Here is a 26652-nt window from a genome sequence, read left to right as displayed (position 1 = left end):
ATCACTCGTTTCTAGCCAGGAGATCGATTTGAGACGGCATGGATGCGTTTCAGTGCTCCCAGGCCGGCGCCGCGCAGCTTGATACGAAGCTGCGGAGAAACAACGCCTACAAGCTCCAGGCAAAATCTCGCGATGAGCAGCGGATCCAAGGTCCATGCAGCCAGATGAAACAGTGTCATACCCAGCGGTGCTGTCCGCCTGTGCCGATAGGCAATCGCGACGAGGTGCTTTACCCGCCTCGACAATTCAAAGGCGTTCGCGGTAGAGCGGTCTGGATTTTGCCAAGCCAATCGTTCGGAGCTCGGCAATCGCACCGAGCGCGTCGGATGGTCACGGCTGTATAGTATCGCGTCGGGCGCGCGAACAAACGATCCGAGTAGAGCCATCTCGGCCAAAAGCGCACAATCGGAGCCATAGTAGGGCTCGTGCAATGTCGTTTTGGCTAGGGAATCCCGGCGCCAAAGACCAAACATCGCCGCATCCCATCCATGCGCCGCAATCATCAACCGGAAGCGGGACGCGGGCGACGATCCTTCCATGTCCGGCAGCACCCGTTCGACATAGGAAGTCAGCTGCCCGGTCTCGTCGATTCCCAATAAGCGCGGATAGGCAATGACGTGGCGAGCATCGTCGTCGAGCGCACGCACACAGTCCATCAGGAAACCGCGACCCAAGACGTCATCGTGTGCGCACCACTTGAAATATGCGCCCGAGCTCAATTCGAAAGCTCGATTGAAATTGGCTGCGGCGCCCAAATTGCGTGGATTTCGGACATAGCGGACGCGCTTGTCCCGCCGCGCGAATTCCAGACATATATCGACGGTTCTATCTGACGAAGCATTGTCGGTGATGACAAGTTCGAAATCATCGAAGTCCTGCTCGAGGATCGACTGGATCGCCTCGGAGACGAAATTCTCGCCGTTGTAGACGGGCATACCAAGGGATACTTTTGGCGGCTTGGAATGTTCCATTTCCGGGTTCTTCTTTGATGAAAGTGCGATCAGACCGCGACGATTTCCGGTTGCAGGTCCAGCGCTTTCAAGGATAGCGCCACTTCATTCAGGTAAACCGGGTTCATGACGATGACGAGGTCAGGCGGAGCGTCCAAGAGGTCGCTTGGCGCGATGACTGGGTGACCGGTTCCGGGCGTAAACTTGCCTTGCTTGTAGGGGTTAATGTCGACTGCTGCCCAGACTTCGTCTCCAAGCTGCAAGGTCGTCAGGAACGACACTGCTTTGGAACCGCCACCCCACAGAACGACCCGCCGGCCGTCGGCATGCGCAGCGCGAATGCGCTCCTGCCAGGCGTTCTGAACGGCTCGCACGCGGGCGGGAAAGGTTTCCGCCAAACGGTGCATCACTTCCAGATCGTCCTCGAGCGGTAGTCTCGGTGCCGTCCGACCTGCCGACGGCCGAGCGTACTGAACGATGTACTGATTGTCGTAGACGAGTTCCAGATCGGTAACGTCGAATCCTTCTTGGCGAAACAGGCGTGCGTGGGTGCCAGGACTGAAATAGGAGCAATGCTCGTAGTAAATGTCCCAGAACGCGCTCTCTAAGAGCACACGTTTTGCATCGGGCGTTTCGAAGACGGCCCAATCTTCGGTCCTTTTACCAATCATCTTGCGGATCAGCCGCACGAAACTCGACACGGAACTTACGTGTTCGAGCGTGTGGCGACAAAGGACGGTATCCGCTTGGAGATGTTGGTAATCTGGTCCGAAAAAATCGACGATGATCTTAACGTCGCCGTGTTCTTCACTGCGCCCTTTGTCGGCTCGATAACCTGGATCGATGCCGAGCCCAGTGGCACCGCCCGATATGCAAAGTTCGCGGAGAAATTCACCCTTGCCGCAGCCGATCTCTAGCACGTGCTTGCCGGCTATCGCACATTTTTGCGCAATCTCACGCGCAAGTCCCTTCGCGAAACTGTTGAAGGTGCTGGAAAAATGCTGGGATTCCTCAAAATTGGTCGAGTAACCCATGATCGCTTCGTCGAAGGTCCTGTTGAATATGAACCCGCATGCTTCGCAGAATGCGAGGTCAAGGTCGCGACGAGGAAAGGCATGGGCTTCTTGGGCCGAGTTAAGCAGGACGCAGCTATGCACCGGGATGGATTCGACCCGGTAGATTGACCGGCTAACGGGCGCCGAGCAGCACGGACACGCGGTCGATCGAAGCGCTTTGCTGTTGCTTGCCATGTGAAGGTCAACCGAATTCATTGTAGGATCGGCTCGGCAAGAGAATCGGTTATATCGCGCGTCGAACTCTCGGCTCCGAAGAGTTCACTGTGCACGGTTGCCCGACCAAGCTGGACAGACCGGGCCAAGCCAAGAGCGTCGAGTATCGCCAGGTCGAACCTTTCCTCGGAGAACCGGGTCGCGTTCATACGACAGGCGTGCGGCGTAATGGACACCGCATTTTCCTCGAATAGATCAATTGCCTCAGCTACAGAATCGACGGCTTGACGGTCGAAGAGCACACCTGTCGGATGGATGCTCTCGCCAAGCGGCCGGACAATGTCGCGGGCACCGCCACGGCCGAAGGCGATCAAAGGAGTACCGCACGCCTGGGCCTCGGCAAGCGTTATCCCGAAATCCTCGCATCCAGCGAACACCATCGCACGAGCATTGGCGATTTTTTCGACGTATTCATGCCGCGGAAGATAACCAGTGAAGATTATGTTTGGACCAGCAAGCGAGCGGAGATGCTTAGATTGTACTTCGTCGCCCACAACAATCAGGCGACGCGACGGAGTTTTGCTGAACGCCTCAATTATCAGATCCGTGCGTTTATACGGGGCGTGGAACGCGGCAGTTACGTAGTAGTCATCCTTGCTGGCGACGAATTTAAGTTTCTCGGTGGCCACGGGCGGATGGACTACCCGCGCGTCGCGGCCGTAAATCCGTTCGATCCGGGAGCGAACATAGTTCGAGTTTGCCAGCATCAAATCAGGCCCGTGTGCCGTACGGGTGTCCCAGGTCCGCAGCTTATGAAGCATATAACGAAAGGCCAGACCCTTCGGCCCGAATCCCAAGCGGGCTTGCTGCAAATAGGAGAATTGTTCGTCCCACGCATATCGCACCGGACTGTGCACATAGCAAAGGTGTGGTTGGTCTGGGCGAGTGAGAACACCTCGAGAGAATGCGGCCGAAGAAGAAATTACTGCGTCATATCCTGTGACATCAAATTGCTCGATCATAAACGGGCAGAGAAAAAATAAGGACCTGTAGTACTTTTCCACGAATGGAAATCGGTTCATCGGAGAAACGTGAAAAACTACATCTCGAAAAAACTCGTCTTTGACTTCCGCCGGGAGGAAATCAAATAGGGTGAAGACCTCGGCTCTCGGAAAAATCTTACAGATCCGAGCTAGGACCTGTTCCCCTCCCCGAAAATTCGGGCACCAGTCATGCACGACGGCGATGCGCGCATTGCGGTCGATGGCAGCAAATGGCGCCTTGCTGAGGGATCGAAAATGTTTGGTGTCACGGCCCATTATGGTGGTTGCTTTTGGCTGTCGCACATGGCGCATGAATTGCCCTCCCGGAACGTTGGCACCTTTCGGGAATTCTGTGTTGCCCGGATGCTCAACGACTGTGTGTCGTCCGTTCCGTGCAAACAAGCTGTCTATCGGGTTAAGCTCCGCCGCCTCCCGAGACCAGATATACTCCAACGAGGTACGGCTCCTACTTCGATGGGCCTAAGCACACGTCAACGCTAACCTTATGCGCAGGCTGTGTCGGCACGACCGGCGGATTAGGATCATAGCGCGCTCACGTCAGAAGCAGTGCGGGGGCAGAAGCAGTCCGGGGCGCCGTGTCCATGTCCATTGCCGCGCAAGGAGTTGATCGTCGATGAAAATGGTCGTTATTGTCGCAACGTTTGGTCGCCGGGAACAAATGGCTCGGCTTCTCGCACAGCTTGAGCGACAAACCCGACTTCCTGACGCGGTAATCATTTCGGCTCCCGACGCAGGCCATGTTCCCGACAACATAGTTTGCCGGTTTCCTGTATCGAGCGTCTTCGGGAAAACGGGCTTGCCGGCACAGCGCAATATCGCCCTCGATGTCGCGGGTGACCGTTTCGACGTAATAACCTTTTTCGACGACGACTTCATTCCTGCAGACGACTATCTCGAAGGCGTATCGAAGGCGTTCGACCAGCAGCCGGACTGGGCAGTGGTGACTGGAAACGTGCTGAAGGACGGCGCAACGACTGCAGGGCTCACGTGGGACCAAGGTGTCCAGGCGCTTCGCGAAGCCGGCACAGCGACTGATGCGCGTGGAGTGGATCAACTCAGCGCCTATGGATGCAACATGTCGATCAGGGCGGCATTCATCAACGGCCTTCGCTTCGACGAACGGCTTGTGCTCTATGGGTGGCAGGAAGACGTTGATTTCACCAGCCAGTTGAGAGCCCGAGGGCGGGTCGTCTCTCTGCGTTCGATCCGCGGAGTTCATCTCGGCGTCAAGAGCGGTCGCGTAAACGGCGTTCGTTTCGGCTATTCTCAGGTGGCAAACCCAATCTACCTCATCCGCAAAGGGACCGTTCCATTGACGGTCGCAGTAAAATTGATGGGCAAGAATCTGCTTGCCAACCTCGCGCTCAGTCTCTGGCCGGAATCCTACATCGACCGGAGAGGACGTCTGCGCGGCAATCTTCTGGCTCTTTCACACGTCGCAAGAGGCCGGGTGCAGCCAGAATACATTCTAGAGATCTAGCGCAGAGGTAAGAGATGCTCGACGACCCGTCCCTTTCGACCGACGAAGCCACTTGCTCAAACTACCGAGCCCGGTGCCCCGACAGGCTGTCCAATCGGCGCGAGCATTGGCGCTCGCTCCACGTCGTGGCGGCGGCGGGTATGTCCTTGGCCTGCATGTTGGGTGTTTCGGTTGCAAACGCCAAAGAGTATGTGCTCGGCCCGCAGGATAAGCTCCGCATCAAGGTCTACGAATGGCGTGCGTCGCGCGACACGATTTTTGCCTGGAGTGCTCTCAACGACGTATACACGGTCGGCCCCAACGGCTCCGTCTCGCTGCCGCTGGTTGGCGAAATTGAGGCTGCCGGCCTCACCAGCAGCGAGATTGCGAACTCCATCGGCGACAGGCTGATGAAAAGTGTCGGTCTTGGGCGAAAACCGAACACTGCGGTGGAAATCGTCCAGTTCCGACCGTTCTACGTTGTCGGCAAGGTGACGCAGTCGGGAGAATTCGCATACCGGCCCGGACTGACCGTCTTGCAGGCATTGAGTATTGCGGGCGGACTGCGGACGCGGGAGGACAAGGACGCCAGGTTCGAGCGCGAGGTGATCCAGGGTCGAGGGGACGTGGACCTGCTTAAACTGAACGAGGCCAATCTCGTCGCTCGCAAGGCACGGCTCGAGGCGGAACTCTCGCATGCCAGCGACATTCAGTTTCCGCCCAAGTTGACGTCGAGCATTCAGGACGGCGTCTTCGCTATGCTGATGAACCAGGAGCGTTTGATCTTCCAAGCGCGCAGCGAAGGGTTGGACACTCAGATCAAGGCGCTTCAAGGTTTGCGTGAATTCCTCCAGAAAGAACTCGCTTCGCTGGAAGCGCAACTCGTTTTCCTCGACAAGCAGATCGGCTCCATCCAGAAAGAGTTGACGGCGGTCTCGGCGCTTGTCGTCAAGGGTCTTGCGGCGGCGCCGCGGGAATTTTCTCTCGAGCGAGCCCTTGCGCAGGCGCAGAGCGAGAGATTGTCGGCGGAAACCAGTCTGCTGCGCGGCCGTCAGGAAATCAGCAAGACAGACATATCAATTCTCGAACTCCAGGATGGACGGAAAAACGAGATAACGATCGACCTGCGTCAGACTCAAGCCGAACTCGATGCTCTCGACAGCAAAACAGAAACAGCAAGGCGGCTACTGTACGACTCCGCGATATCCGCCCCGAACCTTCTTGCCCGCCGAGCCGACGCGGACCTGGCTGCGCCAATCTACACGATTTTCCGACCGTCGGCGGATGGTGCGACGGCGCAAATACAAGCTAAGGAAACGAGTGTCGTGGAGCCTGGAGATACCATCAAGGTTGAAATACCACTGCCCCCGGATGAAACAGGCGTCTTGGACCTCACGTCAACCGAGCGGCAAGGGGCGCCGGGAATAGAACTCAAAGCAGATATCACCGGCGATACTGTTGGCATTCCGTAGCCTCGGCGGATTTTGTTAGACGCGGCCTGGAACGCCGCCGAGCTGCGCTTGAATCGCGTTTTCGCTGGAATCGCGCGAATGCTGGAGCGTCGCAAGAGCTCCAGCAACGCTTTTGTCTTCAACAGGCAAGAGCCGGCTGACAAGAACGACAGCGAGAGGAATCAAGAACACGATACCGGGATCGGCGCTACCGCTTGCCAGAGAACCGGCGACGAGCGCAGCCAAGGCGCAAGCGCGGACACTCGATGCGATCGCGTCAACCTCCGGGTCGATCCGACCGCCGCCACCCCGCAGACCGCGCACCAGCATTGCCAACAGAACCGTCATCATCGCGGTGCCGAACAGCCCCAACTGGGAAAGCAGCGCTATCGGCCAACTCGAGGCCCGCGAGCTTCCCAACCCGACCCCCAACCCACCTGTATCGAAGAAAGACTGCAGGCTTTTGTAATTCCAGTAGCTGCGCTCCTGGCCGGAGGCCGATGTAACTTTGTTGATTACCGTGGTGTCGACAAGCTGCAAAACCGGGTCGAAGAAATGCGGATAGAGCAGACTGGCGGCCATCGCGGAGAGAAGCAACGGCGGCAGCAACGCGATAAGCAGCGCCTCCCCCGGCCTCAGCCGACCTGAAGCGAGCGACTTCACGACGGAAAAGACAGCGGGCACGCTTATGATTGCAAGACCGACATAGGCGGTCGACGATGTCGACAGCAGCAGGAGAACAAACAGGGCCGCTCCTAACCCCAATGCGAATTTGGATCCGGTCTTGCGCCAATAGGTGTAGGTGAACGCCAGCCCTGCCAGCGATGCCCCGCCGAACGCCGATGCCTCTGAAAACGCCCCCGCAATCCGCCAAAACCCAGCTTCCGTAACTTGCGTCAGCATGGCGTAATTGGCTGTACGGATCGGGGCGAGGATGTCGCCGGCGCCAATCACCTTGCCCAACAAATCCAGAATACCCATCGACACGTGCAAGCTGAACCATAAGAAGAAGCCTCGCCTGATATCGGCTAACGTGCCGCTGCGCCGAAGCAGCAGACAGACAGCCAGGAATGTCAGCCCTCCCAGAACGAAGTATCCCGCCTGAGAGATATTGGCCGAGACCGGCGCCAAGGCCGCTTCGTAGACGCCCCTACCGGTGCGGGAAGCGACGAAGGCGCTCGTCTGCCCTGCAAAGAGCCTTGGAAATAACAGCGCTCCGATGCTCACATAGATCATGAGTGCGCAGACGATCCATGCTGCACCTATACGAACGAAGACCGCTCCTATTTCCCCCCAGATTCCCCGTCGAGCTAGCGCGGTCACTATCAGGAGCATGTCAAAGACCGTGAAGATAAGCGGCGATGAGCCGCCAAGCGCGGTTATTGTCCCGATTGCGGTCGCACCAAAAGCCAGAGAGGCAATTAGCGCGGTGATCATCGACCAGCGCATGTAAACGACGAAGGCAAGGATTCCCGTGCAAATTAATAACCCAACGACGGAAACCTGCATTTCATCCCTCCGACGATTAATGATCCCGATGCTGGCTGGGCCACCGGAACCGCTTAGCCAAGCGAGTGGCTTCACAGAAACGGGCGACTCTGATTTCCTTGGGACGGGGTTGATCTCGCGCAGCGTAAATTGCCCCGGGGAGGTTCGTCGTGTTGCTTGCCATTGTCGGCGTTGCGGGTGTCGCCCTGATAATGGGGCTTACGCTGCGCGCGCCGGCGCTGATAGTGGCGACATTGGTGGTGATCGTCGTCAGCATCGCTGTGGGCAGTTTTCTCGACCTGTCTGTTCAAACCACCATCCGCTCGACACTCTACCTCGTTATCGTCACCCAAATTGCCTACTTGGTCGGCCTTGCGTTTGCCGTGCTGCGGCGCCGCCCAGGCCGCGGGCGATAATCGCGTGGGCGATACCCCTGAGACCGTTCCGCTCCATCTCCCCCTGACATTCCCAAGTTCAGGAGGTCTGATCAAACTTCATCATGGCCGGTATTGTCCGCATCAGGATCGAAAGATCTCTGCGTAGAGACCATGTTCGAACGTACAGCGTATCCAGCAATACGCGATCTGAATAGTTTGTCATGTTTCTCCCGTTTATCTGCCAGAGGCCGGTCAGTCCTGGCCGCGTCTTCAAATATTCGTGCGACGCGGCGCCGTAGCGTCGCAATTCGTCGGCAACGACAGGTCGCGGACCGACGCAACTCATGTCGCCACGCAAGACGTTGAACAGCTGCGGCAACTCATCCAAGCTCGATTTGCGAAGCATCTTCCCGAAAAACAGGATACGCGGATCGCATTTCAGCTTCTGGTTCGCTGCCCACTCCTGGGCGGCTTGTGGATCGCTGCTCAGATGCCGCTCGAGCACCTCCTCGGCGTTCGGTACCATTGTGCGGAACTTGTAGCAGTCGAAGACCTTTCCGTTGAATCCGATACGGCGGTGAACAAACAGCACCCGACCGCCTGTGGTGGCCTTGATCAGAAGCGGGATAAGAACCAGAATTGGGCCGGCCATAATGAGCGCTGTCGAGGCCACCAACAGATCCAGAACCCTCTTGGCCCGACCGCCGAGAGGCCGTCGGTGGTCGCCTCGCGCATTTTCCTGAATGCTTGCCGTTTGCATACCTGGCTCAAGCGCGATGGTGCCGTGGTCATGGCTTGCATTGAGTTGAGGCGACGAAGGGTCTGGTGTGTTCGATGTGGCGGCCGCGCCGCTTTCACGCCGAAGAAGCAATGCCGCCGCAGGCTTGGTTCCGACCAGAATGGCCCAGTTTTCAAGGGCCAAGTCTTCGCACGATCCCAGGTTGCTTTCGATCACGTTGGACATTTCTGATTGCGCTCGATTTCAGCTGTTTTCGTTTGCATTTTGTCGACGACGGATGACCTCCGGCAAGCAGGGAAAAGGTGGTAGATTGGGGATGATTGGCAGCGTATGGCTACCCCTAAGATGCTAAAGCTAGGTACGGACGAATGGCTGTTCCGTCCAAAGGCTGGGCACGATACCGGAATCGAACGTTCGGCTCGCCGTTCTCTGCGCCGTCTTGCCAGGGGCGCAGATTCACTTTGCAGGCAGGTCGAATTGACGGGCAATGGACCCGCGCTCGACTGACAACGTTGCGAGGACAAGATGTCAGCGTGGTGCTTCGGCTGCGCGCTTGCGGTAACGATGAGCCGAAACAGAACGAACACGTGTCATCAACACACCAAGGACGGACGAATTGGTGTTTTTGAGAGTCTGCGTCAGATCCTCAAGTTGATCGAGCGACGTCACACCCCACTGCGCCACCACAATCACGCCATCAAGAAGCGGGCAGACGGCAAGCCCTTCAGCACCTGAACTAAGCGGCGGAAGCTCAACAATGACGACACTGTAATCGCCAGCACCGCTTAGTAAGATCTCCATGTTGTCGGGAACACGCAAATCCGACGAATTCGACCAATCGTTCTTCAGGTAATAGAATAATTTCTCTTCAATGAAGCGAATTTGCTTCACGAGATCTTTGGGGCTCCCGGAATCCTCGCCGATCAATTTGAAATCGGATGGATCGGCAAGTTCGTTGGCCAGGGCGGACTTATGATCGACGTTGATCACGAGGGTTGCTGTGCCAGAGGCCCCACAGAGGGCCGCCAGATTGCTCACAACGGTGCTCTTTCCATCACCGGGAGACACGGATGTGATTCCGATGCGACGCCTGGAATGGGTAGCCCCGGTCAAGCCCATGATCGCCTTGACTCTTTTAAGACTGCCGCTGAATGAAGAGTCCGGATTCCTCAGCACCTCGTCAAGGCGGCCAAAACCACCCCGCCTGAAGTTGACCGGCGGCAATTCTCCAATACAGGCCAGGCCCAATTCCAGCCGGATCTGATGCGGTGTCCTCACGTTCCGATCGAGGCCGCGCCGCGCCACGGCATACCCGATGCCAGCCACCAGTCCGGCAAGTGCGCCAAAGGCGAGGATCAGCGTCTTGCGCGGCCGACTTGCTATCTTTGGGCTGGTTGCGGATGTAATGACGCGAGCATCGGCGATTAGATAAGGCTGTTGGTCAACCGAGTTCGTATACGCCCCGAGCAGGCTTTCATACATCTTGCGATAGGTGTCGGCGGTAACTTCCAACTGCTCTAGCGTAGTCTGATGTGTTGGCTGTTCTTCGCTGGGCGGGAGAGGCTGCCCCTCGATGGACGTCTCCCCCTGATCTATGCTGTAGTCGTGCTTTGCGCGAAACTCTTGGGCGACCCTGGTTGCCCTGTTCATCTGATCGCCGACCTCCCGCATCCGCCTTTCCAACCATGCGATGCCTTCGCTAGCCGCTGCTGTCGTCGTTTGCACTTGCTCACGCACGAACGCGTCCGCTGTGGCATTTGCTATGCGTGCCGCCAATGCCGGGTCCAGAGACTGGAATGTGATGTCTATTGCATACGAAACACCGACACGCTGGACGTCCAAGCCATCGTTGAATGTCTCCACTGCGCTAAGCTCACGTTCGGATTCCGGCTGCGGGCTAGCCGTTTGCATTCGGTCCGGCCCCGGCAGCACTCGATGAGGTCCGCCGGCCTGAACCACACTCACCCAGGCCCTGCGAAACCTCTCGCCTATGGTCGGACCTTGCATATCCCTGAACGTTGGATTGTTCATGAGTCCAAGGTCATCGATCACCATCCTCGCGATCTTCTGGGACCGCAGAACTGCGAGCTGGCTCTCGACCTGAGCGGTGTCGAGCGACAGATTCACTTCGGCGGGTTGCTGCTGAAGGTTTCTGGGAATCTTTGGCTCGATGAGGATCTGGGTCCGCGCCGTATAAATAGGATCCGAGGTAACGAAGTAAAACGTGGCGCAAACGATTCCGGCGACCATGAATGCCAGAATCGAGAAAAGATACTGCCGGACGAAAGAAACAACGTCTGCGAGGCTGATAAAATCCTGCGCGGCATCTGCCCCGAGCCATGGCTTGTGGGCAATTGCCGCCAACGGCCGGTCTAGCATGGCTTCAATCCATATCTGCAACGAAAAAAGCGGCGAACTGCAACGGTCGAGCAGGATCGCCACCGATGGGCCACATTGGGAGCATGCAGCCGTGGCGAAACCGTTTAGCTTGATCGGCTCAACATTTGGGCGCCAGGAAACATCTCATTGAGCTTGTAGACGACCTCCGTCCTGTTCGTCGCCTTCAGCTTCTTCATGATGTTGCGGATGTGGACCTTGACCGTGCTCTCTCGAAGATTGAGCTCATGAGCGATTATCTTGTTCGCCTTCCCACGCCTGAGGGCCTGGACGACCTCTTCTTGCCGCTCCGTGAACACGCTCGCCATGGGTCTTGTCATTTCGACACCCGTGTCGATCGCCTTGTGCTGGGCAAGCACACTGCTTGCAGGGACAAATGTGCCACCGGCAAGGACAAGATTTACGGCTTCAACACAGATCTCGAAACGGATCGACGAAGGGATGTAGGCCTTTGCGCCATAATTCAATGCCTTCAGAATCTGCTCTAAATCGTCGGTATCGGCCAAAATCACCACTGGAACCGGGTGAGCCTCATTCACGAGATCGGCGATCTCGCTGCCGGTCCTTGCGTCTGTCACCTTTCGGCTGCCCACGTTCAGCAGAATAGCCGACGTCGACAACGCGATCTCTTGATGCCGCCACTCTTCGATGGAGCCGAACGACAGGATTTCCTTCCCGATGCCATAAGCGGTCAGGCATTGCGCAAGACATTGTCGGTCAAGCACTCGCTCATCCACCAGAGCCAGGCAGGATTCGGCTAAGCCGTGTCTATGAAGATGTATTCCATTCCCGGTCTTCCGCGATACGAATTCCAGCGCACCGGGTGATTTGGTGTCCAATTGAATTGTCGCAACCATGAAGTTACTCCCCAACATTACCCACGTTTAGAGACCAGCACGAGAGGGACTTCGGAAAACTACCTTTCCCGCGAGCGATGTTCCGCTCGCGCCACCTTCATTATAAGTGTGAGATTGTCAGGCCCCCGCCACGGTCACAGCACTATTGCGTAGACGAGGTTATCGGCCAAAAGATATGCCTTCACTAATTTAGGTTAACAAAATCTAAAAAAAAAATTTGGCTACTTCATTTGGTCTCGGAGGAGCCGAGTCGAGCGGAAACGGGACCCTCGCGTTGTTTTCCAACTGCAAATATCGCTCTCCATAAGGATAACCGGCTTTCACGGAGGCGGTATGGCTTTGAGGCGCGTCGCACCGCCTTGCGTCGTGCGCCAATGTGGCGTCAACCATAGATATAGCTGTCATCGAACTCGGCAAATTTCGTTACGCCCAGTCGATCGAGCAGGCGAACATGACCTTGGCGGAACTCCAGGAACCTGCGTTCCCGCAATTCCCGCAGCATCCGATTGACATGGATCGGCGTCAGGCCGAGCGCGTCCGCGAGGTCGTACTGGGTGAGAGGGCATGCATAGCCAGTGCGGGTGACAGCACCGACACGCTCCAAGCGCGTTCTCAGCTCGAGCAATAAGTGCGCTGTACGCGCCAAGGCGCTGCGTCGGCCTATGTTGGTGAGGTGTTGGGCAACAAGCGCTCTCTGGCGCGCGATAGTTTCGAGAAAAAGAGAAGCTATGTGGGACGACTTCGCTGCACCAAGTGTCTTGGTGGAGGCTTCCAATACCGCAAGGTCGGTTTGAGCCACAAATGTCTCAAAAGCAGTACCGGTGTACATCTGTGGCATGACGACATCGCCTTTCAGGGCGAAATCCAAAATCTGTCGCTGGCCACCGGCAAGATCATGGGAAATGCACCCCCAGCCCGACTCGATAAAGAAGACCCGATCGTCGCCCTCCCCCTGATTGACGATGGCGGTCTCCGCCTCGTATCGCTTCGGCACGAAACCTAGCGCCTTAATATACGCCTTATCGTGGCTTTTGACTCCGACCGACGTCGGATCGTTTTCATATCCATTCGAAAAAGGGCGTGAAGCGTACGTCATTCGAACCCCGCCAATCCTCCCCTAGATACCTCCCTAGGCGAAAATGTACTTCAGCTTTGACGCGCTGAGTACCCTGCTCAGGCTACAACCATCGGATGATATTGCACTGCACTCTCGCAAGAAAGCAAGGATCCTGCCCGATCAAGCCCGAAATAGGATCCGAATTGACCGTAAAGTTCGACCGATTTTCTGCACCGCCCCTTCCGCGTCGCGACGTCTCCGGCGGTCGCCAGCGCTCGGTGACATCTGCCACTCGCCGTCAACTTTCGAACACGCGCTCATGGCATTCGGCGTGACTGATCCGCCGGAATCAGACCGAGGCGAGCATCGCTGCTTTGACTTGAGGTCGCGCCGACATTGCCGACTGGATCCGCCGCTCGTTCAGTCGGCCACACCAGGCCACTTCTTTGGGTACCCATTGATTTCATTCGGATATAACACTTCGGATGGCTCCTGGTAAGGAGCACCGATTCACGCGTCAAGTGCAGTGCTACAAGCGCAACCGCTGTAGGTGAACTGCCTCACAGGACCAGTAACTCGCCACGAGGCCGGCACGAGATTTTCTTTTTCCCAGGCAACGTTCAAAGGACGGGAGCGCGGGCTTATCCGGAACGACCACTACGGCCCAACTAGTACCCTTCGCCGCAGTTCTGGACGGGCCGATTGATGCCCCACCCTCGGCCCAAACAATTCCGGTTTCAGCCGCTGCACAGTGGCAAGATACCCCATTCGCGGTAGCTATGGTTCCCCGATTACTTCGCAAATGCGAAGAGACCGCCCGCCACATACCCGCAAAAGGACATCTGGAAAGCCGATGGCACCAACCGAAGCCGTTCCAACGGCCGCATCGGCTTTTGCGCATCATGGACCACCACCTAGGGCGAGCGGCGCTTCAACTGTCTTGCCACGGTCCATAGTGTGAATGTTCCACACCCGGTGATGGCTTCGGGTTGCGGGATTGGTCCGCACTTGGCGGACTGAGGCACGCCACGCTGAAATTGTCGCCTGGTTCAGGCAGGCCTGGTTGTAGATGTAGGATGCGCGTCTCATCGGTTGCGTTCCCACGGCGCCCTTTCCGATGCAGCGCGGTCCCAAACCATGCGGCTGCCACGCTTACAGCGCCGTGATCCCAGCCGCCTAAAGGCGTGGGGTTTCCTGGTCCCCCATCGGCGACTCTAAACCGCCATCGTGATCGCGTCTGGCGGCGGGTTTAGCGCCCCCTCCTCTGATGGCGCTTTGAATCCTCTTTTCCAACCACATAACAGCCATACTCAAACCCAAAACGAACAGCATGGAGAGCACAAAGACGATGGGCGCCGGAAAATCCAAGGTAAATAGCCACCAGACCGCAACCATACCGACGGAATAGTGATTCAAATAGATTGGGTAGCTCATTCCTCCGATATATTTTATTATCTTCTGATGATTAGAAAGTTTATATTTAATAAAATTACCGTGCTTTATTCCTTTTGCCATTGCATACATGCATGCCAACCAAATTACCACGGCAGAGATCTTATACGCATAGTCGCGCTCAACCGAAATGAAAATCTCCGCAGTGCTCATACTGCCGAAAAGCAACAACAATACCGCCTTCCACGCATGGCGCTCCATTTTACGATGATCATCACCACCGTTCTTGACAAGAAAGAAGACCATACCCGCAGCGAAGAAAACGCCGTGCTGCAGCAGAAGCAGTTTGAAGGGGAACCGTGAAAGCGCTGAAATCGCCTCCTCCGACCGCGTGGACGGTGGCAGCAAATGTAGCCCCGAGACAATGAGAATATATACCGAGCTAGAAAACCCTATTATTTTAGCAATATCGTAGAGTGATAGACGAAATCTCGACAAAATTGATGCGGCTACCAATATATAAAATACGGCCTCGACGACGAGAGACCATACTACCCCGTCGATATAGGGACCTTTAGGGGACAATATTAAAGATCTACAAAAATCCATCAGAAGATCGGACAAATCCTCGCCATAAAAAGCTCGTGCGGCCAAGCTGACGAGCGCAGACAGCCACAAGGCTGGCAATATGCGCGTAGCGCGAACGCGTGCGAAACGCAGTGCTTGCGACGCCCCCCCTTCGCCTGAGGCGCTCATGGCGATGACAAACCCGGAAATTACGAAAAAAATCTCGACCCCTACAGCTCCCAAACCGGCAAACGCCGACAGGAAACCGAAGGCGACATCGCTTCCCTCGGCGACTGACGCGCTGTTCCAGGCGTATGTCGCGAAATGGTTCAGCAGCACCAAAATCGCTGCAAAAATGCGTAAGAAATCTATGATGAGGTAGTGGACACTGCGTTCCAATGTTTCCGGACCTTGCCAACGGCCAAGGCGGAATATTACCGTGAATCCATCTTCGCACATGCTAGTACATTCGGATATAGGCCAAATGGATTACCCGTCTGATATGGTATTTTTCCTGCTGAAGATACTCCGACCTGTTACACCTTACCTTCTCTGTACGAGGTTTTAGAACAGATTGATCACTCGACCCCTTAGTAAGTGGAGTAGCATTGCGTTCCAATCATTGCTAATGATGGAGAATGCTTCGTGCCGCCTTCAAAATAACCGCATGGGTCTTGCTCATCGCCATCATGGCCGCGACGATTGTGCCGATTGGAATGCGCCCCCATTCAGGCCTTGGCCCAGAGCCAGAACGGGTCGCCGCATTCCTTGTCGTCGGTCTGTTGTTCGGTCTCGCCTACGACCGCAACTGGATGCTGGCGCTTAGCGTGGTGATCGTGGCTGGACTCGGCATCGAAGCACTGCAGATGCTTAGCCCAAGTCGCCACCCTACCCTTGAGGACGCTGTGATCAAAGCGATCGCCGGCAGCGTCGGGGTTTCGGCCGGCTGCGTCATCACAAAGAAGGGCTGGTTAGGACGGTAGACCGCTCGTTTTGAACCGGCGCCTTGCAGCCAAAAGTGTACCTGCCGTACGCCTAATTGATGTCGTCCCTCTAATTGATCCCATGCTAATGTTGCGGCCGGCTTGGGAGGTTCCAATCGACCTCATTGCGAATGTATTCGCCGGCGCATGGGCTGCCGGTGTGCTTGCCGCCATCTGGTATGTCTGGATCCGGCCCTCGCCGCCTGTTACCGAAAGCGAGCAAGACCGCGATTTGCGGGAATGGCTGGATGGGCAATTGTAGAGGTCGTTCTGGCGACTGGTCGATATGGGCAAGGCACATCCACAATGTGGCTCGCAGGAGAATATGCCGAGATCGGGACAGCCGTACCCGAGATCGGCCAACCCGAACAGGGTATCGCCGTCTCCGTCCAGTTCGGGCGCGAGCCATGTGCAGGCTCCCGACAGATCGAGGGTGGAGCTCCTCGTAGATCCTGATTTATCAGCCGGTCATGGCGACCCGTAGCGTAGTTTCGGATACTGCCGGATAGGCAAAAATCATTCCCACTCAATCATCAACAGGGATGCTAAATACATGATTCTTCGTGTAAATTTCGTCAACTTCTTCTCAATATACCGTCAAAAATACCGTCTGATTCCTACGCTGTTGAAAAGGCTACCACAAATGTAGCCGCTCTTGCGGCATGCACACTTTTGACTGCATCATCTATTGCGAATGTTTCGAGTAGCCCAGCCGGCTCAGTCGCAAGATGTTATGAATCGGACGCGACGGCCATAATCCGCACGACGGCTCCGAACTCAGCGGGTACGCTCCGTCGGTGCGGCTTCGTTGCAGAGCCCGGGTTTGGCGAACAACGGTTCCGCGTCGTGACGCGCCCCTTACAAAGGCGGATGGTGGGACACTCAGCAGAAACCAACACCATCGTGGCCGGAGAGACATTTCTTGTAGAAGATCACGGTATATCCGTGCAACGTCCCTTCCCCGCGGCTAATATAGCCAGCCGTCTCATAGAGTTTTTGAGCCCCTACTTGGATTGTGGTCGTCTCGAGCACTATGTATTTGAATCCGAGAGCAACGGCTCGCGATTCCAATTTGCTAAGAATTCTCCTTCCAAGCCCTCGTCGTTGAAAGGCGGGATCGACCCGCAACCGTTTGAGCCCTGCGATTTCTTCGTCGACAGGCTGCAATCCGCCCATAGCTGCGAGCTGGATACCAATATGCCCAACCACGAAGTCTCCGCCAGACTCGATATATACTTCTCCGACATTACGCAAATCATCCTCCCACACCCCTTCCGGACCATACACACCAACAGCCTCGGATGCACTCCTATGCAGGTGCCATACATTATCGACATCCCCACGTTCAAACCTACGAAAGACCACGTCGTCTTGAGACATCGACCATCACCTATTGAACGCCGGCGGGGCTGGAGCCGCGCCAGTTTTCACGCAGACAATTGCGCCAGTTAGCTTTGATCCGCCGCCGTTAGCAGCCGTTGTGAAAGCACAGCGGCCATGCTTTCCGACGCCTCAACTCCAGCGATGGGGCGACCTGGTTCAATCGTATGTTTAAAAGCCGTCTTCCGATGCATCCGGGTGAACCGATCCAGCGCATCGACACAGGATGCGTACAGCTCTCGGATTTCAGTGCCTTTCCGCTCCACGACGGGCGAGACGGTTGCAATTTTAGGAAAGGCTGCTTTGCCTTCAAGCCAGCCTGGCCGGACCCCCGCGCGCCTCTTGTCTGATGACAACCAGCCAAAGACCGCACCAATGCATCCTCTGGGATAGTATTCGGACAGCCGATAAACATCCCGATAGAATTGCGGTTTTTGGCGGAAGATTTCTTCACCGACGAGTAGTACAGAGACCGCGACAACGCTGGCCGAGAACCGGCCACTTGGAGCCAGCCTATTCTTGTAAGGGTTTTTTCCGTAGAACTCGCGAAATTCGCCAAATAGACCAGGCGACATATAATCATGAAAGCGCGTCAGAATGTAATTCGCCGACTCCAGGCGCTCTAGGCACAGCGTAAGACACTGGCGCGCATCCGCCCCGACCTCGTCACGCAACGCAAGCAGGGTGTCGATTGCAAACTGCAAGTCTCTCTCAATGAGTTGGTGACCCAGGCAAAAATCTCGCTCCTCGACGCCAGCTGAGTCGAGACAATATACGCGCGGATCGCTCTCTACTGGATTGGTAAGGATCATATCTTCATAGGAAAGAACATCTACGCTAGGCTGCCGCTGGCAACTTAAGTCTGCAATACGCCTCAGACGCTCCCCTACCGCTAACTCGGCATCGTCATGGTTAAGTCCCGCAAATGCAGACATCTGGTAAGCAATATTGACGAGATATTGGATGTCTGTCTTGGCGACTCCAAACTCCGACTGGGTCAGATTCAGCAGGTGCGCCTCGTAGTCCTCTCCCGCTAGCATCCTGCTAATGCTACGCCCAAGCGCCTTGACCGCTTCAGCTCGCTGTTCACTATTTTTGATCTCCGCGATACGGTGCGGGAGTTGGTCGGCGACAAAATCGCTAACAATGCCAAGCGGGCGTATTCGCAGGCGGCGATTGATGTTGTCAGCTCGGTGAGAGAAAATCCCCCGCACGGCCCGCTGATCTGGCAAGGCCGCGGAATAACTCGGCACGTTCATTTCTTAAGGGCTCCTTTGGGTCTTTCCTGGGAACTCAAGGCTGCGTGGCGGAGTTCGACGAGCGGCCCCGCTCGGTGATTTCCAGACGCGGACAAAGGTGAATGGACTTAACGGTGCAGGTCTGTGGCATCGATTGATCGAATCGAGGTCATTTGAACTCCGGCGTAAGGACTGCGAGACCCCGTGGTCGTGCGGGTCCTTTGCGGCGACCATGCAACCGGCATGCCAACAGAGGTTTTTGCGGGGCTGCTCTTGGAAGACGGGAAAACATGGCACGACTGCCCCGCCGACAGAATACTCGCGGCCTCAGCGTTGGTTTTCGAACAACCCCGTCTATAACCGCACACGGCTGAACTGTAAGACAGTTTTCGAGCACGTGAAAATAGATGCCTCGTGCGTCCTACAGATCACCCCTAAGTAGTTACTAGAAGCGGTGGGGCAGGCCGAGACCTCTCACGACAAAGGCACTCTGTTAGCCTAGGCGCCTGCCGAACGCGTGGGCGACGTTGGCATCAACCGGCGGGCTGATGCGTCGAGGGCAACAAGCGCGCCTGCCGCAACGCTGCCAGATCAGCCGAGCCGGTGCAGAAGCAAGCGACGGCCAACTGGCGGATGACGATCTCGAAATGCGCGACAACCGCCTCGGTGGACACCGTCGCCGCCCGCAGCACGCCGGCCGCCTGCCCGGCGATGTCCGCGCCCAAGCGGATGGCCTTGGCCACGTCGACGCCGTCGCGGATCCCGCCCGACGCGATCAGCTTCACCGCTGGCAGCGCCCGACGTACCACCTGCACGCTGGCCGGGGTCGGAATCCCCCAATTGGCGAACGCCATCGCCACTGCACGATCGGCGGCATCGCGGGCGCGCTCGCCCTCCACCGCGGCCCAACTGGTGCCGCCGACGCCGGCGACATCGATCACCGCCACGCCCGCCTCGACGAGCGCAGAAGCCACCGACGCGGACAGGCCGGACCCCACTTCCTTGGCCACGACGGGCACGCCCACGCTGCGCGCGACGCGAGCGATCTGCGCCAAGACTCCGCGCCAGTCGCGGTCGCCCTCCGGCTGTACCGCTTCCTGCAGCGGATTGAGATGGACTATAAGTCCATCGGCCTCCAGCGCATCCACCGCCCGGCGCGCCAGGTCCAGCCCGTCGGCCTCGCGCAGTTGCGCGGCGCCGATATTGGCCAGCAAGGGGATGTCTGGGGCCAGGCGGCGCAACTTGCGCGTCAGCCCCTGAGAGTTGCGGGATTGCAGGCTCACGCGCTGCGAACCGACGCACATGGCGATCCCCAAGGCTTGCGCTGCCTCGCTCAGATGCCGGTTGATCGTCTCGGCGCGCGGCATGCCGCCGGTCATGGAGCTGATCAGCAGCGGCGCGCGCATGGTCTTGCCCAGGAGCGAGGCACGCAGGTCGATCTGCGTCAGGTCCAACTCGGGCAATGCGCAGTGTGCGAAACGGATGTCCTCCCACCCGGCGGCGACCGTGGCCGGCGCCAGTCGCGGATCCAGTAGGATGTCAAGATGATCGTCCTTGCGTTGGCTCAGGGCGGTGTCGTTCATGCTCGCTCCATCAGTCGCATCAGGCGACGGCGTTGCGGCGGATCGGACCGATGGCAGCGCGCGCACGGCCCCGCCTCCCGCGCGTTCAGGACGGCCCATGCTGGCCTGCGTCGCTGCTATAGCGGTTAGGCGAGGTCTGGTAGTACTGCGCGCGGATAGCCGCCATGGCCTCGATCAACGGTTCCCATGGCACGGGTAAGCGTGCTTCCGCCATCACCCGGTGCAGCATGCGCGTATGGCCGGCCAGCTCGTCGTTGAGGAACTCCAACGCGGGCATAGCCGGATAGCGCTGCAGTAGCAGGATCGCCGCGTTGTCGGCGTCGCCAGCCGACCTGTCCTTGTCGCGTCCATGCAAATCGTTCTGCAGGCGCCCTATCGCGGAGATGAGCCGCAGGACCTGGCGAAACGCCGGGCGAGAGCGCATGGTCGCCATGTCCAGCCCCCACAACAGCGACAGGCAACACAACACGTTGCTGTAGGCGATCGAATCGATGCCGTTTTGCAGATACTCGGCGTAGGACCAGCGTTCCGCCCCCGCCGCCTGCGCGTCTCCCCCGCGCAGCGCCGCGCAGTAGCACCGAGTATCGTCGAGAAGCTGAGTATAGTCGCGACGGTCATAGGCGAGCGCGGCCAGCGAAGCGCGCAGCACAGCACAGCCCTCGAATCCGGGGAGCGCGCACGGCACGCCCTGCCCCAGCGCCTGCTCTACCGCGGCGAGTTGCTCCGGCGCGATCAGGCCAAGGTCGTTGCAATCGTCGAGCCAAAACAGCAGCGCCAGTTCGCGATAGAACGCCACGATCAGCGTTTCGTCCTGCGGATCGCGGCCGGTGCGGGCGCTGGTGTCGCGCAGGCTCGGGTGGATTCGCTGCAGGATGTACTGGCCGCCCCTGACCGCTTCCAGGGCATGCTCGTCGGCGAATCCGATCAGGGAACGCCCCCACTCCAGCACCTGGGGCAGCGCGCGTTCGGGCTGGATCATGGCGCCACTCCTCGTCCCTCGGCTAGAACGCGCCGCCCCCAACGAAGCGCCAGCCATAACCCGGCGAGTTCGGCCACGCGCACGACCCGGGTGGGGCAATACAGTTCCTTGCCGATCCACAGCGGCGTCTGCGGCAACACATGCGCCGCATAGCGGGCGAGCATCCACTCCAGCGCTCGCGCCACCGCCTGCGCGATGCGCCGACGCCCTGTCGGCCCTTCGCTCCCGTCCATCACGTGCAACGCGAACAGCGCATAGGCAGTTTCCTCAAACGTGGACGCGTGACCGGCGCCCCAGCCGCCGTCGTGGCGCTGCGCCTGCAGCAGCGCCGCCAGCGCGCGCTCGTCGCGCCACCGGGCCCTGCCTTGCGCCAGCGCAGCGACCGCATGCGCGGTGGGATACAGCCACGAAACGTGCCATTTTTCGTTGTCCCATAGACCGTGCGGATTGCGATTGGCCTCGACGTAGGCGGTGGTGCCGGCGGCGGGCTTTCCCAACATGCGCAACGCATGCAGGGCGTGGATGTTGGTCGACACCGATGCGTTGCGCTCGCCGGGGAAGGTGACGAATAGCTCGCCGATTTCGAAATGGTGCAATGCGTCGACCGACACGTCCCGGCCTCCAAGGCGCAGGACGCACAACGCAACGGCGGTGTCGTCCGCATCGGCCGCGAAGTGCAAGGCCGGACCCAGACCGCGTACGCCCAGGCGGGCGTCGAGCTGCAGGACGATCACGCGCACCGCCTCGGCGAGCGCGGGATGCGCGAACAGCCCGGCCAGATGCAGGGAGTACAGCGACCAGCATGGCTCGAATACATTGATCGGCCAGACGTTGGGAACGACACCTTCGATGCCGCTGCACGTCGCCCGCGATGCAGCCTGCAGATACGCGTCGGCGCGCCCGACCCTCGGCGTGCTCCCCTGTGTCGCGGCGTGCGCACGCCACGCGGCGGTGGCCGCCGGACTGATGCCGATGCTGCCGTCGTCATCCGGGCATGCGGCGGTCGACGAGGTGCCCCAGGCTTCCCAGGAGTGCAGCAACGGATGGCCGCTCGGCAACGTCGCCACCGCACCTAGCTTGACCAGGCGCGCTTGCCGCAACGGCAACAGCGCTGGGTGGCGCGGAAACGCCACGCCGCCCAGCAAGGATACGGCCTCGCTGCACAACTGCGGAAGAATCAGCTCCGCGCCGATCGGCGCGTCTTCCGGCACCGCATGCGCATAAGGATCGGGCTGGCGCTCGAGGAACCGAGTTGCAGTCTGGACTGCATCGGCAGCCCCGGGAAGAGGATCGGCACGCTGCAATGCCAGCAACGCCGCCCAGGTGGGCGCATGGCGGAACAGCGGGAAGTCCGTGCTTCCCCATCCGCCATCGGCTTGTTGCTGCGCGATGAGCCACGCGTAGGCATCCTGCCGACCGGTGACGTTGCCGTGGAACTGCAGAACTCGCGCTGTGTCGTAGACGGACGGACCGACGCTGCCGCCGTCGCTCATCTCGCTCAGCAGATGGCGCAGTTCGGAAAGAATCTGTTCGGACAGCGCGTTCACGCGGGATGTTCCTTCTGCAGGCAGTTGACGAGAATCAGGATCGGGCAGACGCCGCGCACCTCGTCGCAGCCGTCGCGGCCCGGCGCATGTGCAGCCCCGGACGGCAGCCCTGCTCCGGCGCGGGGACGCGCGCCAATGCCGGCGCCGGTCCGCCGAATAGGCTTGCGCGCAGCGCGCCGTGCGCCGCGGCCGCGCTGGGCAACCGCTGACCATTGCCGCGGACTCGGACACGGCGCAGCATGCACCGCTGCCGCCGGCCGATCGCTGCGGCACAGGGGCGACTCCATGCGGACGGGCGAGCTCATGCGTCGGGCGTGTGCCTGAAGAGATACGCTTTGGCCCGCTGCAGCATCTGCCCCAACCGTTCCGCACGCGGTCCCAACGGGGCGATGGCCTCCCCGGCGTCGCGCAATAGATCCAGCGCGAACTGGCGCGCTGCCTGCAGCCCCATGATCGAGGCACAGGTCGGCTTCTGCGCTGCCGCGTCCTTGCCGGGGGTCTTGCCCAGCGTCGCGGTATCCGCTGTCGCGTCGAGAACGTCGTCGACCACCTGCAACGCCAGGCCGAAACAGGCGCTGTAGCGATCGAGCGCACAGTACAGCGCAGCGTGCGCGGCATCCTCCGCGATGGCGCATAGCGCGCCCATGCGTACGGACGCGCGCACTAGCGCTCCGCTCTTCATCCGGTGCATCGCCACGATCCTGTCCAGCTCGACGTCCTTTCCGACCAGCGACAGATCCATGGCTTGACCGCCTGCGGCACCTTCGGCGGACACCGCCTGCGCCAGTTCACGCACAAGCGCGATACGATTGTCGCCCGGCGCATCCAACCTCGCCAGGGCCAGAAAGGAGTGCGCCTGCAGCGCATCGCCAACCAGGATCGCAGTGGCTTCGCCGAACTTAACGTGCACGGTCGGAAGGCCGCGGCGAAGCACGTCGTCATCCATCGAGGGCAGGTCGTCGTGGACCAGGCTACAGGCGTGCATCATCTCGATGGCTGCGCCGACGTCGTGGAGCATGTGCGCCGGCGTGTCGGCCAGTGCGCCGGCAGCCAGACAAAGCAAGGCGCGGGTGCGCTTCCCACCGTGCAAGGTGGCATAGCGCATGGCCGCCATCAACTCGGTCTCACCGTCATTTTCGGCGCAGAGGAGACGCGCCAGCGCCTGTTCGACCCGCTTTGCGCCGTCCTGCATCCAGATCTCCGGCAGCAGCCTGCCGGATGCGCCGCGCGCCTGAGCGCCCATTTCCCCGGGCGCGGAAACGCCAGTTCGGTCGTTGTGTAGCGTGGAACCGGTCTGCATGTTGTTCATAGTCCTTGTACCTGACACGGCCACTGCGAGCTCCGAACCGCTGCGGTATTACCGGTGTCGCACTGAGTGCAGCGCGCCTTTCCGGCGCCGCTGCCCGCCAGACGGGGCATGCGATGCCAGCTCATGAGAATCCGATGCGGACTGCCATGGACGGATGTGCGGTCGGGTAATAGCGTCGGCCTTTTTCGACACCGCTCAGCAACCGCGGCCTCACCCCGGCCCCGTGCATGGTCAGCGCCAAGGCGATGCAGAACTGCACCATTTCCAGCCATACCAAGTGGTAGCCGATGCAGACGTGTGGGCCGGTACCGAACTGCAGCATGTCCACCGGCCGGATCGGCTCTGTGCGTTGAAGCCACCGCGCCAGTTGGAACTGATCAGGCGACTCGTGCAGCAGCGCCGAGGTCGAGAAATGCAGCAGCGGGATGCACAGATGGGTGCCCGCCGGAATGCGTCGTTGGCCGAGTTGCAATTCCTGCAGCGCGCGACGCGGCAGGAGCGTGGTCGCCGGATGCATGCGCAGCGTCTCGCGGAACAGCGCCTCGGCGACCGGACACTGCGCCAGGTCCGCGTGCCGGGTCGGTACCGCGCCCACGCGTAGCGCCTCCTCGACCACGGCGTCCCACAGCACAGGCTGCCGAGCCAACTCGATCACCATCCAGGCCATCGTCGAGGCGGTGGTGTCGTGACCGGCAAGCAGCAGCAAGCGGATGTTGGCAACCAGTACGTCATCGGAGAGCACATCGTCACTGCGATCGAAGGCGCTCACCATGTCGTTGATCAACCCGGTGCGCGCGGCATGCGCGCGCGCGTCGCGGACGAACTGGCGCAACTGCGCATCGATCCAGTCGCGGGCGGCGCGGCCGCGCCGCAAGGGCAGTCCGGGAAGGTCGATCGGGGGCGCGACGATCAACTGCAGCAGTTGCCGGTACTTTCGATGCCAGCCCGGCAGATCCTGCGCGGGGATTCCCATGAGGCTGAAGATGAGCTTGAGCATCAGGTCGCCGGTTTCGCGCAGGATGGTTACGTCGCCGCGGTCGCGCCACGCCTGCACCCGCGCTCGGATGACGGGCGCGAACAGGTTGCCGATGCCGGCCTGGGTCAGCCCCTTGGGCAGGAACGCCGCCTTGATCGCATCGCGCGCCTGGCGGTGCGGGCCGCCGTCCTGGGCTACTAACGTTCCGCCAAGCAATTCGGGCGCGATCTCTTCGATCAGCGCCGAGGACACGTCCTTGTGCCGGAGCAGTGCGAACGCATCCGGATCCACGCAGGTCATCAGGTGTCCGGCGGGGCCGAAATCCAGCCAGAAGTGGCTGCCCAGCGTCCGTTCCCCGCGCCGCAGCAGGCGCGGCAGGTCGCAGACGATGGCGGGAAGATGCCCGACCAAGGGGAAAGCGCCGGGCATGATTGGAATGTCGTGCCGCAGCCGGTGCCGACGGTCCAGTGGGTTGAGCAGCATGTCCATCAGCAGCGCGGCGCCGCGGCCGCTTCGGGGATGCCGCCGGCAGGCCGCGCTGGGGGGCTGTTGCCACCGTCGGCGAACGTCGGCACATGCGCCAGCATGCCGCCGTCGACGCACATGACCTGGCCGGTAATGAACGCAGCATCTTCGGAGAGCAGGAACGCCACCAGCGCGGCCACGTCCTCGGGGCGGCCGACGCGCGGCAGGAGCTGGTGCCGGCGCAGATGCCGTTGCATGCACTCGTCCAGCTTGGCGAGGAGACGCTCGGACATGATGAGACCCGGCGCAACAGCGTTGCAGCGAATCTGCGCATGACCGTACTGGGTGGCGAGCGAGGCCGACAACATGTTCATCGCTGCCTTCGACGCGGCGTAGGACGTCTGCGCGGTGTCACCGCTGAGCCCCTGGCACGACGACATGTTGATGATCGCGCCACCGCCGCGGGCGATCATCCGTGGGATGGCCTGTCGGCAGCAGAGCAGCGTGCCGCGCAGATTGGTCGCCATAGTCTCATCCCAGACCGCCAGGTCCAGGTCGAGGATCGCGCAGTCGCGTGGGGTCAGATGCATAGCGCTGGCATTGTTCACCAGCAGGTCGACCCCACCGAAGTGCCGCTCGGCCGTCTCGAATAGCGCTGCCACCGCCTCCGCATCGGCGATGTCCGCGGCCAGGGCCAGCGCGTGGCTCGCTTCGGCCGCGATCTGCGCGGCGCAGGCGATGACCGCCGGGCCATCAATGTCGGCCGCCACCACTCTGCCGCCCTCTCGTGCGATGGCGAGGGCGCATGCCTTGCCGATGCCGGCGCCGGCGCCGGTCACCACGGCCACCTTGCCTTCAAACCGTCCCACCGTGTCCTCCTGAGTTGCCTTGGTCTTTCGCGGCGTGCCGCTCAGCCTCCGCCGGAGAAGGCGCAGGGTCGGCGCCGGCGCGCTCGTCATCGCTAGCGTCGCTTTCGATGACCCGAATGGCGGCGACCGGGCACTGGCTGGCCGCGAGCCGCACGGCGGCGTGCAGCGCCTGCGGGACCGTCGCCACGCATAATTCGGCCACTCCGTCCGGTTCGCGCTGACGAAAGGTGCCCGGCAGCGTCAGCGCGCACTGCCCGGTGGTTCCGCACAGATCCTGGTCGACCACGACGCGCATC

24 protein-coding genes are annotated in these 26652 nt (G+C 59.7%); 4 read left to right on the top strand and 20 right to left on the bottom strand.

Annotation, left to right across the window (positions count from 1 at the left end; genetic code table 11):
• Positions 1–11 precede the first annotated feature (11 nt).
• The 3 genes from AC0L26_RS28000 to AC0L26_RS27990 all read right to left on the bottom strand — a co-directional run bounded on the left by AC0L26_RS28000 (position 12) and on the right by AC0L26_RS27990 (position 3498).
• Entirely contained in the window at positions 12–971 is a 960-nt protein-coding gene (locus AC0L26_RS28000; protein WP_473635473.1) for a glycosyltransferase family 2 protein, read from the bottom strand.
• A gap of 29 nt (positions 972–1000) precedes the next feature.
• Positions 1001–1984 carry a class I SAM-dependent methyltransferase gene (locus AC0L26_RS27995; protein WP_473635472.1) on the bottom strand — a complete coding sequence of 328 codons (984 nt, stop codon included), beginning with the start codon at positions 1982–1984 and terminating at the stop codon, positions 1001–1003.
• 233 nt (positions 1985–2217) lie between these two features.
• Positions 2218–3498 (bottom strand): glycosyltransferase, encoded by a 1281-nt coding sequence (locus AC0L26_RS27990; RefSeq protein WP_473635496.1) that lies wholly within the window; start codon positions 3496–3498, stop codon positions 2218–2220.
• Between the two features lie 358 nt (positions 3499–3856).
• Between AC0L26_RS27990 and AC0L26_RS27985 the strand changes: the two genes are divergently transcribed.
• Together AC0L26_RS27985 and AC0L26_RS27980 are read left to right on the top strand one after the other, a co-directional pair.
• Positions 3857–4723 (top strand): glycosyltransferase family 2 protein, encoded by an 867-nt coding sequence (locus AC0L26_RS27985; protein WP_473635471.1) that lies wholly within the window; start codon positions 3857–3859, stop codon positions 4721–4723.
• Between the two features lie 14 nt (positions 4724–4737).
• Positions 4738–6174 carry a polysaccharide biosynthesis/export family protein gene (locus tag AC0L26_RS27980; protein ID WP_473635470.1) on the top strand — a complete coding sequence of 479 codons (1437 nt, stop codon included), beginning with the start codon at positions 4738–4740 and terminating at the stop codon, positions 6172–6174.
• A gap of 15 nt (positions 6175–6189) precedes the next feature.
• Here AC0L26_RS27980 and AC0L26_RS27975 read toward each other — a convergent pair whose 3' ends face one another.
• Entirely contained in the window at positions 6190–7662 is a 1473-nt protein-coding gene (locus AC0L26_RS27975; RefSeq protein ID WP_473635469.1) for a hypothetical protein, read from the bottom strand.
• Positions 7663–7811: 149 nt separating this feature from the next.
• Here AC0L26_RS27975 and AC0L26_RS27970 point away from each other — a divergent pair, with 149 nt between their 5' ends.
• Positions 7812–8057 carry a hypothetical protein gene (locus AC0L26_RS27970; protein ID WP_473635468.1) on the top strand — a complete coding sequence of 82 codons (246 nt, stop codon included), beginning with the start codon at positions 7812–7814 and terminating at the stop codon, positions 8055–8057.
• 58 nt (positions 8058–8115) lie between these two features.
• Here the strand turns inward: AC0L26_RS27970 and AC0L26_RS27965 are convergent, their stop codons facing one another.
• The 5 genes from AC0L26_RS27965 to AC0L26_RS27945 form a co-directional block, all read right to left on the bottom strand.
• The gene (locus AC0L26_RS27965) at positions 8116–8982 is read right to left on the bottom strand and encodes a sugar transferase (RefSeq protein ID WP_473635467.1); all 867 of its coding nucleotides are present in this window, start codon (positions 8980–8982) and stop codon (positions 8116–8118) included.
• Between the two features lie 303 nt (positions 8983–9285).
• Positions 9286–11199: a Wzz/FepE/Etk N-terminal domain-containing protein gene (locus tag AC0L26_RS27960; RefSeq protein WP_473635466.1), complete on the bottom strand. Its 1914-nt coding sequence runs from the start codon at positions 11197–11199 to the stop codon at positions 9286–9288.
• A gap of 41 nt (positions 11200–11240) precedes the next feature.
• Complete coding sequence (locus AC0L26_RS27955) at positions 11241–12011, bottom strand: response regulator transcription factor (RefSeq protein WP_473635465.1); 771 nt, start codon at positions 12009–12011, stop codon at positions 11241–11243.
• 382 nt (positions 12012–12393) lie between these two features.
• Positions 12394–13107: a Crp/Fnr family transcriptional regulator gene (locus AC0L26_RS27950; RefSeq protein ID WP_473635464.1), complete on the bottom strand. Its 714-nt coding sequence runs from the start codon at positions 13105–13107 to the stop codon at positions 12394–12396.
• Positions 13108–14244: 1137 nt separating this feature from the next.
• Positions 14245–15486, bottom strand: coding sequence for an acyltransferase family protein (locus AC0L26_RS27945; RefSeq protein ID WP_473635463.1), 1242 nt, complete (start codon positions 15484–15486; stop codon positions 14245–14247).
• A gap of 179 nt (positions 15487–15665) precedes the next feature.
• Between AC0L26_RS27945 and AC0L26_RS27940 the strand changes: the two genes are divergently transcribed.
• The gene (locus AC0L26_RS27940) at positions 15666–16010 is read left to right on the top strand and encodes a hypothetical protein (protein WP_352938479.1); all 345 of its coding nucleotides are present in this window, start codon (positions 15666–15668) and stop codon (positions 16008–16010) included.
• Here AC0L26_RS27940 and AC0L26_RS27935 read toward each other — a convergent pair.
• The 11 genes from AC0L26_RS27935 to AC0L26_RS27885 all read right to left on the bottom strand — a co-directional run bounded on the left by AC0L26_RS27935 (position 15999) and on the right by AC0L26_RS27885 (position 26651).
• On the bottom strand, positions 15999–16382 hold the full coding sequence (locus AC0L26_RS27935; protein ID WP_473635495.1) for a hypothetical protein: 384 nt from the start codon (positions 16380–16382) through the stop codon (positions 15999–16001). The genes AC0L26_RS27940 and AC0L26_RS27935 overlap by 12 nt on opposite strands.
• A gap of 510 nt (positions 16383–16892) precedes the next feature.
• On the bottom strand, positions 16893–17390 hold the full coding sequence (locus tag AC0L26_RS27930; protein ID WP_473635462.1) for a GNAT family N-acetyltransferase: 498 nt from the start codon (positions 17388–17390) through the stop codon (positions 16893–16895).
• A gap of 68 nt (positions 17391–17458) precedes the next feature.
• Complete coding sequence (locus AC0L26_RS27925; protein WP_473635461.1) at positions 17459–18649, bottom strand: hypothetical protein; 1191 nt, start codon at positions 18647–18649, stop codon at positions 17459–17461.
• Between the two features lie 512 nt (positions 18650–19161).
• Positions 19162–20211: a type 2 isopentenyl-diphosphate Delta-isomerase gene (fni, locus tag AC0L26_RS27920; RefSeq protein ID WP_473635460.1), complete on the bottom strand. Its 1050-nt coding sequence runs from the start codon at positions 20209–20211 to the stop codon at positions 19162–19164.
• An 85-nt stretch (positions 20212–20296) separates the two neighbouring features.
• Entirely contained in the window at positions 20297–21190 is an 894-nt protein-coding gene (locus tag AC0L26_RS27915; RefSeq protein ID WP_473635459.1) for a terpene synthase family protein, read from the bottom strand.
• Positions 21187–22737 (bottom strand): hypothetical protein, encoded by a 1551-nt coding sequence (locus AC0L26_RS27910; RefSeq protein WP_473635458.1) that lies wholly within the window; start codon positions 22735–22737, stop codon positions 21187–21189. The genes AC0L26_RS27915 and AC0L26_RS27910 overlap by 4 nt, the downstream gene beginning before the upstream one ends.
• Positions 22734–23042: a hypothetical protein gene (locus AC0L26_RS27905; RefSeq protein WP_473635457.1), complete on the bottom strand. Its 309-nt coding sequence runs from the start codon at positions 23040–23042 to the stop codon at positions 22734–22736. Before AC0L26_RS27905 ends, AC0L26_RS27910 begins: the two co-directional genes overlap by 4 nt.
• On the bottom strand, positions 23039–24037 hold the full coding sequence (locus AC0L26_RS27900) for a polyprenyl synthetase family protein (protein WP_473635494.1): 999 nt from the start codon (positions 24035–24037) through the stop codon (positions 23039–23041). Before AC0L26_RS27900 ends, AC0L26_RS27905 begins: the two co-directional genes overlap by 4 nt.
• 130 nt (positions 24038–24167) lie before the next feature.
• On the bottom strand, positions 24168–25511 hold the full coding sequence (locus AC0L26_RS27895) for a cytochrome P450 (RefSeq protein ID WP_473605912.1): 1344 nt from the start codon (positions 25509–25511) through the stop codon (positions 24168–24170).
• Positions 25511–26356 (bottom strand): SDR family oxidoreductase, encoded by an 846-nt coding sequence (locus tag AC0L26_RS27890; RefSeq protein WP_473605913.1) that lies wholly within the window; start codon positions 26354–26356, stop codon positions 25511–25513. The genes AC0L26_RS27895 and AC0L26_RS27890 overlap by 1 nt, the downstream gene beginning before the upstream one ends.
• Positions 26343–26651, bottom strand: a complete 309-nt coding sequence (locus AC0L26_RS27885) for a ferredoxin (protein ID WP_473605914.1) — start codon at positions 26649–26651, stop codon at positions 26343–26345. Before AC0L26_RS27885 ends, AC0L26_RS27890 begins: the two co-directional genes overlap by 14 nt.
• Between the last annotated feature and the right edge of the window lies 1 nt (position 26652).

The organism is Mesorhizobium sp. WSM4823 (genome assembly GCF_055811195.1).
The sequence above is the reverse complement of the archived record's forward strand: the minus strand, read 5'-3'. Positions and strand labels throughout refer to the sequence as shown.